At 69.4% G+C, this 11310-nt stretch carries 10 protein-coding genes, 1 pseudogene and 1 riboswitch; of the genes and pseudogenes, 8 read left to right on the forward strand and 3 right to left on the reverse strand.

Annotated elements, in window-relative coordinates:
- Together AC3XYG_RS32890 and AC3XYG_RS32895 are read left to right on the forward strand one after the other, a co-directional pair.
- On the forward strand, nucleotides 1-277 hold a 277-nt coding region (locus AC3XYG_RS32890; RefSeq protein ID WP_489144103.1), incomplete at its 5' end, for a hypothetical protein.
- Between the two features lie 76 nt (nucleotides 278-353).
- Nucleotides 354-1040: a DUF3313 domain-containing protein gene (locus AC3XYG_RS32895; protein WP_489144104.1), complete on the forward strand. Its 687-nt coding sequence runs from the start codon at nucleotides 354-356 to the stop codon at nucleotides 1038-1040.
- A gap of 63 nt (nucleotides 1041-1103) precedes the next feature.
- On the opposite strand, the gene AC3XYG_RS32900 is transcribed toward AC3XYG_RS32895, so the two are convergent.
- Nucleotides 1104-2144, reverse strand: coding sequence for a LacI family DNA-binding transcriptional regulator (locus AC3XYG_RS32900; protein WP_489144105.1), 1041 nt, complete (start codon nucleotides 2142-2144; stop codon nucleotides 1104-1106).
- A 76-nt stretch (nucleotides 2145-2220) separates the two neighbouring features.
- Nucleotides 2221-2370, reverse strand: coding sequence for a hypothetical protein (locus AC3XYG_RS32905; protein WP_489144106.1), 150 nt, complete (start codon nucleotides 2368-2370; stop codon nucleotides 2221-2223).
- A 231-nt stretch (nucleotides 2371-2601) separates the two neighbouring features.
- On the opposite strand from AC3XYG_RS32905, the gene AC3XYG_RS32910 reads away from it, so the two are divergent.
- From AC3XYG_RS32910 to AC3XYG_RS32930, 5 genes are all read left to right on the forward strand, one after another.
- Complete coding sequence (locus AC3XYG_RS32910) at nucleotides 2602-3849, forward strand: ABC transporter substrate-binding protein (RefSeq protein ID WP_489144107.1); 1248 nt, start codon at nucleotides 2602-2604, stop codon at nucleotides 3847-3849.
- A gap of 34 nt (nucleotides 3850-3883) precedes the next feature.
- Nucleotides 3884-5572, forward strand: a complete 1689-nt coding sequence (locus AC3XYG_RS32915; RefSeq protein WP_489144108.1) for an acyltransferase — start codon at nucleotides 3884-3886, stop codon at nucleotides 5570-5572.
- A 138-nt stretch (nucleotides 5573-5710) separates the two neighbouring features.
- The gene (locus AC3XYG_RS32920) at nucleotides 5711-6064 is read left to right on the forward strand and encodes an ArsR/SmtB family transcription factor (protein ID WP_489144109.1); all 354 of its coding nucleotides are present in this window, start codon (nucleotides 5711-5713) and stop codon (nucleotides 6062-6064) included.
- A gap of 3 nt (nucleotides 6065-6067) precedes the next feature.
- On the forward strand, nucleotides 6068-6568 hold the full coding sequence (locus AC3XYG_RS32925) for an SRPBCC family protein (RefSeq protein WP_489144110.1): 501 nt from the start codon (nucleotides 6068-6070) through the stop codon (nucleotides 6566-6568).
- Nucleotides 6569-6913: 345 nt separating this feature from the next.
- A complete protein-coding gene (locus AC3XYG_RS32930) occupies nucleotides 6914-7984 on the forward strand; it encodes a hypothetical protein (protein WP_489144111.1) in 1071 nt (356 codons plus the stop codon).
- 306 nt (nucleotides 7985-8290) lie between these two features.
- On the opposite strand, the gene AC3XYG_RS32935 is transcribed toward AC3XYG_RS32930, so the two are convergent.
- Nucleotides 8291-8902, reverse strand: coding sequence for an acetoacetate decarboxylase family protein (locus tag AC3XYG_RS32935; RefSeq protein ID WP_489144112.1), 612 nt, complete (start codon nucleotides 8900-8902; stop codon nucleotides 8291-8293).
- 168 nt (nucleotides 8903-9070) lie between these two features.
- Nucleotides 9071-9263: riboswitch (cobalamin riboswitch) on the forward strand.
- A gap of 113 nt (nucleotides 9264-9376) precedes the next feature.
- Between AC3XYG_RS32935 and AC3XYG_RS32940 the strand changes: the two are divergent.
- Nucleotides 9377-11310: pseudogene (locus AC3XYG_RS32940) on the forward strand (ribonucleoside-diphosphate reductase subunit alpha); the annotation flags it as partial.

Below are 11310 nucleotides of genomic sequence, written 5' to 3' on the forward strand. Positions count from 1 at the left end.
CGCGGCCGGCACCGCGATGCTGCGGCCCTACGCCTATGCCGGCGTGTCGATCCTCAGCGACGACGACTGGACGGCGAAGGCGCGGTTCACCGGGGCGCCGTCGGGCACCGGCAGCTTCGACACCTCGCTGCCGATCGACGACGTGGTGGCGCGGATCGGCGCCGGAATCCAGGTCTCGACCAATGCCGGCGTCGACATCCGGCTGCAATATGACGGCGAATTCTCCGACCGCGTCTCCAGCAACGCCGGCTCGCTCACAGCCAGCATCCCATTCTGATACCCGCCCGCAGCCTGCAGGCGGCCAGTCTCCGCGCCGATCGTCGGCGCACCAGCTTCGCACAGGGAGTTTCGACGTGAGAGTATTGCGCTTTGCAGCGGTGGCAGCCGCGATCGGCCTGGCCGCCTGCGCCTCGACCAAGCCGTCGACCACCGCCGGCCTGTCGTCGGACATGACGCTCGCCCCGTCCTCGGCGGATTCGGCCGCGTCCCAGGGCCTCGGCGGCGACACCCTGGTCTACAAGTCGCCGACGCTCGACATCGCGAAGTATCACGGCTTCTACATCCCGGCCGCCAATGTCTATCAGGGGCCGGACGCCGATTTCGGCGAACTCACGCCGCAGGACCAGCAGCGGTTGGCTCAGGAGCTGACGCGTGATTTCGCCAAGGCGCTGGGGCGCAACCGCAACATCGTCTCGCGCCCCGGCCCGGGCATCGTCACCCTGCAGCTCAGCCTCGCCGGGGTCTCCAAGACCCGGCCAATCCTGTCGCTGACCCGGATCACGCCGGTCGGCTTGGGCATCACCGCGATCAAGAGCGCGGAGGGCATGCCGGCCGCCTTCGTCGGCGCCGTGACCGTCGCCGGCAAGTTCACCGATTCCGCCACCGGGCAACTGCTCGGCGGCTTCGTGACCAAGCAGAGCCCGCCGGCCTACGACCTGCGCTCCTCCGTCGGCACGATCGAGACGGCGGAACTGGCCTTGACCCACACGGCGTCCGGGCTGGCCAAGGTGATCGACGGCATGGCCGGCGCTCGGCGGTAACGCCTGACGATGGGAAGCGGGATCGTTCGTGATCCCGCTTCGCTTGGCACACCACCGGGGCGCTCACGCCTTCGGTGGCGCCGTGCTGCCACGGATTATCAACTGGTACGGCACAGTCACGCCGCGCTTCGGCCCGTCGATGCCGCCCAGCCGGTCGGCCAGCAGGCGCATCGCTTCGAAACCCAGCAGCCGGGCCGGCTGTTCGACCGTGGTCAGCGGCGGGTCGTAGACCGCTGCGAAATAGATATTGTCGAAGCCGACGATCGAGACGTCCTCCGGCACCCGCAGGCCGGCCTGCTTGATGGTGCGGATGGCGCCGATCGCGATCTCGTCGCTGCCGCAGAACACGGCGGTGGGCGGGTCCGGCAGGGCCAGCAGAGCCGCCATGTGTTCAGACCCGGTCGGGATCGAGAAGGTGCCGTAGCGCACCAGATCGGGCTGCAGCTCCAGCCCGGCCTCCGCCAGGGCCGCGGCATAGCCCTTGAACCGCTTCGGCGTCGCCGTGGTCGGGATGCCGCCGCCGATATGGGCGATGCGGCGATGGCCCAGCCCGATCAGGTGGCGGGTCGCCTCGCGTGCGCCGGCCTGGTTGTCGATCTCGACCACCGGCACGCCGCGGGCGGAGACACGTTCGATCACCGCCACCAGCCGCTGCTGCAGCGCCGGGGCTTCCAGCGTCGGCGGCAGCCGGCCGCCCAGCAACAGCATGCCGTCGACAGCGCCGGTCAGCAACTGGCGGGCATGCTCCTCCGCCCGCGCCATGTCGCCGGCGGTGTTGCCGATCAGCACGTGGAAGCCGGCGGCCACCGCCGCCTCCTCGGCGCCCAGCAGCACCGAGGCATGGAACGGGTTGCCGATGTTCGGCACCATCACCAGCACCTGCCGCGCCTCCTGCAGGCGCAGGCTGCGGGCCATGCGGTTGACGACATAGCCGGTGTCGCGCACCGCGGCGGCGATGCGCTCCCGCGTTTCCTCCGTCACCCGCGGCGACCCGGACATGGCGCGGCTGACCGTCGCCACCGACACGCCGGCGATGCGGGCGATGTCGGCCATGCGCGGCCGGCCGCCATCGGCCGGCACGGTCAGGCTTCGCTGTCGGCTCACGGCCGCTGTCCGGGGTGCTGGATCATATCGTGACCATGCCCCGGAACGGCGGTGCGGCCAAGAGGGACAGGGCCGCTTACCGGCTGTGGGCGCCGCCGTCGCCGCCGCCATGGCCGCCCAGCCGCGGGGAAGGGCCGATAGTGACCCCTTCGCAGGCCGCGAGGACCAGGAAGGCCGCGAGCAGGGCCGCGACCGCGGTGAGCGCCTGGGGGCTGAAAGCCATCATCCTGTCCCTTCTGCCGATTGTCCTTTCACCGATGTGGTGGGGATGGGGTGGTGAGGGAAGGCCAAGGCGCCGGCGTCGGGTCTTGACAGCCGGGCCTCCCCTCCGCACAGTTGTAACCAATTGGTTACTTGTCCCGGAGCGGCGGCCGGCCGTCCGGATCATCGATCCCCATCCAAGGGGACGCGGAAGGGGAGGATGGCGATGTCGGCTGCGATAGCCCGCAGATCCGTATTGAAGGGGGCTTTGGGCCTCGCCGGGGCGATGTCGTGCTTCGGCACCGCGCGCGCCGAGGCGGCGCGGCTTCGCCTCACCTGGTGGGGCGGCGACGACCGGGCGCGCCGCACGCAGGAGGTGATGAAGCTGTACCGGCAGCGCGCCGCGGAGGTCGAGCTGGTGGGCGAGGTCAGCAACGCGGAATACTTCACCAAACTCGCGACGCAGATGGTCGGCGGCAATGCCCCCGATGTGTTCCAGCTCGAACCCAACAGCTTCGCCGATTTCGTCCGGCGCGGCAGCGCGCTCGACCTCGACGGCCTGATGCCCAGCCCGATCGACGCCACCGGCTTCGGCCACGGCATGCTCGATCTCTGCGCGGTCGACGGCAAGGTCTGGGGCATTCCCCATGCCCTCAACTCGTTCGGCCTGATGTACGACAAGGATGCGTTTGCCAAGGCGAACGTGCCCCCGCCCGACGACCAGACCAGCTGGGACGATTATGCGGACCGCATGGTTGCGCTGACCAAGGCGCTGGGCCGGGACCAGTACTGGGGCTCCTGCGACGCCAGCGGCTACAGCTATGCCTTCCAGGTCTGGCTGCGCCAGCGGGGCCGCGACCTGTTCACGGCCGACCAGGCGCTGGCCTTCGGCCAGGACGATGCGGCCGAATGGTTCGCCTATTGGGACAAGCTGCGGCAGCGCGGCGGCTGCGTGCCCGCCGACATCGCCGCCACCAGCCCGGATTCGACGATCAACCTGATGCCCCTGATCCAGGGCAAGGCGGCGACCAGCCTGGCCTTCTCCAACCAGATCGTCGGCATGCAGGCGACCACGCCGGTGCCGCTGGCCGTGACCATGTTTCCGAACGGTGGCCCGGGTGCGAAGCCGGGGCAGTTCTACCGGCCGGCGACCAGCTGGTCGATCTATGCCCGGTCGAAGAACCCCGATGCCGCCGCGCAGTTCATCAACTTCTTCGTCAACGATCCCGAGGCCGGCAAGATCCTCGGGGTGGAGCGCGGCGTGCCGATGAGCCCGACGATGCGCGCAGCAATCCTGCCGACGCTGAATCCGGTCGAGCGCGCCCAGGTGGACTACATCGATGCCATCGCGGACAAGGTCGGCCCCTATCCGCCGCCCCCGCCCAAGGGGTCGCAGCAGTTCGGCCGGCTGATCAAGCGCGCGGCCGATGCAGTGGCCTTCGGCAGCGTCTCCATCAGCGATGGCGCTGCCGGCCTGGTCGAGGATACGCGCGGTATTCTCTGACCGCCCCGTCGCAGCCCGAAGAAGGACACGAGCATTGGCTGCTGCAGACTTGCTGGAGACGACACGCCACACGACGGCGGAGTTCGACGCCCATCCCTGGCTGTTCGAACGCCACGCCACCGCCGGGCAGCGCCGTGAACAGGCGGATTTCGTCGCCGAACTGGCGCAGCGCCTGACGCTGCGGATCGGCGACGCCTGCTTCCTGTCGCCCAAGGCGCATATCTACCCCGACAGCCTGACGCTGGGAGACCGCTGCATCATCGCCGCCGGTGTGCGGGTCCATGGCCGGCTGACGGCCGGTGACCAGTGCTCGCTCAACCTGAACGCCTCGGCCATCGGTGAGGTCCGGATGGGATCCTGGGTCCGGGTCGCCGCCGGGGCCGTGCTCGCCGGCTTCGATCATGTGGCGGACGATCCGGAGACGCCGATCGCGCTGCAGGGCGTGTCGTCCAAGGGCATCGAGATCGGCGACGATGTGTGGATCGGCGCCAATGCGGTGGTCACCGACGGGGTCCGGATCGGCAATCATTGCATCATCGCCGCCGGGGCGGTGGTCACCAAGGACGTCCCGGACTACGCGCTGGTCGGCGGCAACCCCGCCCGGCTGATCCGCGACCGCCGTAAGCCGCGGCCATCGGCGCCTGCGGATCCCCTGCTGGCCGAGGTGAAGGCTTTCGATGCGCGGATCGGGGCGGAGTGGCCTGCCATCCTCGCCGGCCATGCCGCGCCGGAGGCCGGCCAGGCCTCCTGGTACCAGGATCCGCGCAACGGCCGGAACGCGCCGTTCCGTGCCGATTGCGATGCGACCCAGATCGCGGCGATGTTCGGCGCGGTGCCGAAGCCCTTTACGGCGGAAGAGTGGACGGATCGCCTGGCAGCGCTGCAGGACCCCGAATCGGGGCTGTGCTTCAACCCGGACACATCAGAAGCGGTCCGCCAGTCCCCGCCTGCCGATCCCGGCGGCGACAATCTCTACAACATCCTGTGCGTCGGCTATGCCCTGGATTGCCTCGGCGCCAGGTTCCGGCACCCGGTCGCCTGGGCCTCGCGCCTCGACCCCGTGGCCCTGCAGCGGGCGCTGGACGGCCTGCCCTGGGCCGCGCGGGGCTGGTCCTCGGGCGCCTGGGTCGATGCGCTGGGCACGGCCTATGGCTTCAACGCCCGCGACTTCGACGATCCGGGAGAACTCGCCACCCTGATGGGCTGGCTGACCACCCGGGCCGATCCGGTGACGGGTCTGTGGAGCGGGCCGGTCGGCGACGACTGGCTGCAGCCGGTGAACGGCTTCTACCGGTTGACGCGGGGAACCTATGCGCAGTTCGGCATCCCGCTGCCCTATCCGGAGCGGACGATCGATTCCGTCCTGGCGCATCTTCGCCGCTGTGGCGGATTCGAACGCACCGGCTTCGATGCCTGCAACGTCCTCGACGTGGTGCACCCGCTCATGCTGTGTGCCCGGCAGACGGAGTATCGCGCGGCGGAGATCGCGGCGATGATGCGGCATTTCCTCGGCGCCGCCCTCCGGCATTACACGCCCGGGCGGGGCTTCGCCATCGCGCGGACCGAGGCCCCCGGCCTGCAGGGGACGGAGATGTGGCTGTCGATCGTGGCCCTGATCCTGACGCATCTCGGGCTGGCCGGGGCGGTGGGCTTCCGGCTGGTCGGGGTGCATCGCTGGGGGCCGGCGCTGCCGATCGGCCAGATCCGCTGGCCGGCGCGCTGACGCAGCCAGTCAGCTCCACACGCCGGACACCGGCCGCGCCTGCTTGAGGGTCGGCTCCGCCTCGATCGACGGGATCGCACCGCCGCGAGCGGATGGCGGGGTGTTGACTCGTAAATATCCAATTGGTTATATAACTTCATGGTTCTGCACAGCTCGCTCGATCTCAAATTCGCGGCACTCGCCGATCCGACCCGGCGGGCGATCCTGCTCCGCCTCGCCCGGGGCGAGGCGACGGTGTCGGAGTTGCAGGCCCCATTCCGGATCAGCCAGCCCGCCATCTCCAAGCACCTCAAGGTGCTGGAGGGGGCGGGGCTGATCGAACGCGGCCAGGCCGCCCAGTCGCGGCCGCGGCGCCTCAACCTCGTGGCGATGAAGGAGACGGTCGAGTGGTTCGAGCAGGTCCGCAGCCTGTGGAGCGACAGCTTCGACCGCCTCGAGGCGCTGCTCGAAGCCACCCTTGAGTCAACGCCCGAACCGAAGAAGGACGCGTAGTTCATGGCCGACACCAAATTCGTCATCACCCGCCTGTTCAAGGCGTCGCGCCCGCGGGTCTGGGAGTTCTGGACCAGGCCCGAGATCTTCACGCAATGGTTCGGCCCCACGGGCGTCACCACCACGGTCAAGACCCTCGACCTGCAGCCGGGCGGTCTGATGCACGCCCGCATGGACTGGCCCGGCGGCGAACCGATGTGGGTAAAATTCCGCTATCGCGAGGTGGCGGCGCCGTCGCGCCTGGTCTGGGTGCACTCCTTCGCCGATGAGCAGGCCAACACCGCGACCTCGCCGTTCGGCGGGCCGTGGCCGCTGGAAATCCTGTCGACCGTGACCTTTACGGAGGAAGGGGCGGGCACCCGGCTGCACCTGCTCCAGACGCCGCTCGATGCGGCCGACGACGAGCGGCAAGCCTTCGTCGACATCATGGGCTCGATGACCGAGGGCTGGGGTGGCACCTTCGACCGCCTCGACCAGGCGCTCGAAGGATCGGCACAGGCCTGAAGACGATCCGGGCGGACAGGCGGAGATGCCGACGTCATCCCCGCCCGGAATTGAGACCTTTTCAGAACGATGTGCCTTGGGCCGGCCCATGCCATCCACTCTCCCCCTCTCCTTGCGGGAGGGGGAGGGGGCAGGGGACAGCGCGCATCCGCGCGCGAAGACATGCGCTGTCCCTGACGGTTCCGGGGCGCACCGGCCCCGCCACTCCACACCGTCAACGCGAGCCCGAAGGGGCCCCGTTGGTCTGAAAGGGGCGATCCAGGCTGGCGCCGCCTCTGGCTGCACGAATGGATCGCGGGACGGTATTTGCTTGTTTAAATGTTCTTGTTATGTTCTTATTGTGACATGACGCAAGCCCCGCACGCCCCTGCAACGCCGCCCGCCGGCACCGCCCCCGACCGGGCGGCGGCGGATCGCGACTGGGCGGTGCTGGAGCTGGAGGTCCTGTTTGAGCTGGCGCGGATCGGCACAGCCATCGCCGAACGGGTGAACCAGCAGCATGCCGCCGCGGTCGCCGCCACCCCTCCGGGGGCCGCACGCGCCGCCCTCCACCGCGATGTCGAGCGGGCCTTCACGCGCATCGCCCGCGCCGTGCGCCTGACCCTGGCGATGTTCGGCCGGGTGCGAGAGGCTCGCGAGGCCTTGGCCGCCGGCGCGGTCTTGCCGGTGGCGCCCGCGACGCCGGAAGGCCAGCAACCATCCGCCGGGGCGGGGCAACGCGCGGCTGCGGAGGCAGCCCGGGCGCCCGCGCGCAATCCCGACGACCTTGACCGCGATCTCGAAGCCGAAGGCGACACGCGGGATGTCGAGGATGTGAACAACGGGCCGGCCCCGGCCAAGCGGGCCCATGGCTCGAACCGTCCGGACCGGGAAAGCCTGACCGAGCTCGCGGATTTCGGCTTCTCGCTCAAAAGCTGTGGGCCCGGCGAGGTCATCGCCCGGATCTACCGCGATCTGGGCCTGCCCCCGGACCCCGCCCGCTGGCCGCAAGCCTGGCCGGCCCCGCGGGGCTCGCAGGCCGGGGTTCCTGACCCGGATAGGTCTCCCGCCAAGGCCAGCCGATCAAAAAGCACCATGTTGCCTCTCCCCGCGACGCGGGGAGAGGGGCCGGCACTGGCCGTGGGAAAGAGCCCTCGCCCCGCGGGCGCAGGCTCCCCGGTCTCGCTGCGCGGGCCCGGGCTCTCCCGCAAGCGAGACCTTTTGAGAACAGCCTTCCATCCCTCGGCCGTCATTCCCGCGAAAGCGGGAATCTCTTGCAGATCAGGGTGTTACGAGATCCCCGCTTTCGCGGGGATGACGAATAAAGAGATTGTGAAAAGCCCTCGCGACCCTCGGATCAAGTTCGAGAGGGAGAGCCAACAGGACGCGGGCCTTCTCTCGTCAGACTCATCGATGCCGCCCGAGGACACCAGCTGACGGGTGCGGCGGTCGATCCAGCAGCTCGATTCCCGATGGCCACGGCCCCTGCTCCGCGGCGAGGGATGGGATCGCCCTGACGAGTCCATCGATCGGGTCGTCGGCATCAGCCTATGGAGATTTTCTGTAGTCCTGAAGAGACACTGTCCATCCGGGCCGGACTGCGGCGTCCATCGTGGCGCCGCTTGCGGTATGTGCCCCGGCCCGAAGGGGCCGAAGCCCTGCTGGCGATGACTCTGCGTGAATTGGCCGGCCTGCCGTTCTGGGTCGAACCGACAACGCCGGGCTGCCCGGACGGCGTCGCCGTCACAGCCCGAAGCGTGCCGCGGCATCTGTCAGCGTGACCGTCAGCAGTGGGCGCCGGCCGGCCAGGATGGCCAGCGGCCCCGTCGCCGCGAACTCCCAGCCCAGCTTGCCGAGCCCCGGCCGGCCGGTCGCCTCCGACCGGGTCGCGACCAGCGCCGCGCCACGCGGCTGCAACGTCGTCAGTCGGACCGGCAGGCGGAAGGGCAGGGCGCGGCCCGGCCGGTCGTGGAAGTGGGCGATTGGGCCGTCGTCATCGGCCAGGGTGGTTTCGCCCTTCGCGATCTCTAACCGGCCGAGCCGCTTCGGGATCGCCCACAGTGCCTGCCCGCCGGCCAGCGAGGCAGGGCTGTCGACCCACGCGGCGGTGACGGTGGTGTCCAGCCGCCGGCCCAGCCGCACCGGCACGGCGACGACCAGCTCGGCATAGGCCAGGTCGCCCGTCGCGCCCCAATCGGCCCGCACCGTCAGCAGCAGCGCCGTGCTGCCCCAGCCGATCGGCTGGGCGCCCGCTGGCAGCGGGCCCGGCAGGTCGGCCCGCGGGATCCGCCACAGCGCCGCGTGCAGGGTGCCGTGCAGTTGCCATGGCGGCGGCGGGTAGGGGGGCTGGATCATGCCGTTTCGGTTTACAGCAGGCGGCCCTGGGCCTCCATGCCGAACCGCTGATGGGGCCGGATCGGACCCGTGAATTCGGGATTGCATTCGGGCCGTCGAAAACGAACTTGGATTGCGAAGTTTGCGACGGCGGTAACTAGGTATTGACGTGGAATGTCATAAAGACGTCAATATGTAGACATCACGGGCGCTACAGGGAATCCGGTGCGCTATTCGTCGGCAAGGCCGGAGCTGCCCCCGCAACTGTAAGCGGCAAGGCTCTTTCGTCGTCTTGAGTCACTGGTGGGGCAACCTGCCGGGAAGGCGAGACGGAAGGGTCGGTACCGCGAGCCAGGAGACCGGCCCGTGATCGTGAAGAACGTCCTCGGGCGGGGTGCCCCGATGGTGCGTCAGTCGGATTGCGTCGGCTTGCCGACGCAATTGTCGACTCCGCGTCCATCGGCCCAAGCCCCTCTACATCTATGGGGTTAGCCGATGTCAGCCATCCAGGAAACCGACCGCGCGCTTGCTGGCGCACCTGCCGCCCCCAATGCGCCCCGTGGCCATTCGAATCAGCAGGCCGTCGAGCCGGCCTTCCAGGTGATCCGCCGCAACGGCGCCGTCACCAGCTTCGACGCCGCCAAGATCTCGGTGGCGCTGAGCAAGGCGTTCCTGGCGGTCGAAGGCGCCGGCGCCTCGGCCTCGCGCCGCGTGCATGACATCGTCGATGAGCTGACCAGCCAGATCGTGGCCGGGCTGACCCGCCGCGCCGACCATGGCCGCACCTTCCACATCGAGGAGGTGCAGGACCAGGTCGAGTTGGCGCTGATGCGCGGCGAACACCACAAGGTCGCCCGCGCCTATGTGCTGTACCGGGCCGAGCGGGCGCGCGAGCGCGCCGCCGCGGCGGCCAAGGTCGAGGCGTCGCCGGTGGCGCCGGTGCTCAATGTCACCGCCGCCGATGGCAGCCGCGCGCCGTTGGACCAGGCCCGGCTGATCCGGCTGGTCGAGGAGGCCTGCGCCGGCCTCGCCGACGTCTCGGCCGAGCCGGTGCTGACCGAGACCCGCCGCAACCTCTATGACGGCATCAGCGAGGCCGAGCTGGCCCTGGCGCCGATCATGGCCGCCCGCACCCTGATCGAGACCGAGCCGAATTACAGCCAGGTCAGCGCCCGGCTGCTGCTCGACTTGCTGCGGCACGAGGCGCTGTCCTTCGTCTATGGCCGGCCGACCCGCGCCACCCATGCCGAGATGGTCGAGGGTTATGCCGAATATTTCCCGGCCTATGTGAAGAAGGGCATCGCGGTCGACCTGCTGGACCCGGAGCTGGCACGCTACGACCTGAAGAAGATCGCCGCGGCGCTGAAGCCCGAGCGCGACCTGCAGTTCCAGTTCCTCGGGCTGCAGACGCTGTACGATCGCTACTTCCTGCAGACCGAAGGCATCCGCTTCGAGCTGCCGCAGGTGTTCTTCATGCGCGTCGCCATGGGGCTGGCCGCGCGGGAGATCGACCGCGAGGCCCGGGCGATCGAGTTCTACGACCTGATCTCCTCCTTCGACTTCATGTGCTCGACGCCGACGCTGTACAACGCCGGCACGCCGCGGCCGCAGCTGTCCTCCTGCTTCCTGACCTCGATTGCCGACGACCTCGACGGCATCTTCAAGGCGGTGAAGGACAACGCGCTGCTGTCGAAATACGCCGGTGGCCTGGGCAATTCCTGGACCCGCGTGCGCGGCCTGGGCGCCCATATCCGCGGCACCAACGGCCAGTCGCAGGGCGTCGTGCCGTTCCTGAAGGACGCCAACCACACGGCCATCGCGGTCAACCACGGCGGCCAGCGCCAGGGCGCGGTCTGCGCCATCGCGAGACCTGGCACGTCGACATTGAGGAATTCCTCGACCTGCGCAAGAACACCGGCGACGACCGCCGCCGCACCCATGACATGAACACCGCCAACTGGGTGCCGGATCTGTTCCTGCAGCGGGTCGAGGCCGACGGCGTCTGGACCCTGTTCTCGCCGGACGAGGTGCCCGACCTGCACGACCTGTACGGCCCGGCGTTCAAGACCGCCTATGAGGCCTATGAGGCCAAAGCCGGCCGCGGCGAGATCCGCGTTCACAAGCAGGTCCGTGCGCTCGACCTGTGGCGCCGCATGCTGACCATGCTGTTCGAGACCGGCCACCCCTGGGTCACCTTCAAGGATCCCTGCAACATCCGCTCGCCGCAGGGCCATGTCGGCGTGGTGCACTCCTCGAACCTGTGCACCGAGATCACGCTGAACACCTCGGATGACGAGGTCGCGGTCTGCAACCTCGGCTCGATCAACCTGGCCAACCATGTCACCGAGCGCGGCCTGGACCGGGCGCGGCTGGAGCGCACCATCCGCACGGCGATGCGGATGCTGGACAACGTCATCGACATCAACTTC

The sequence above is a fragment of the Inquilinus sp. genome (assembly GCF_057815775.1).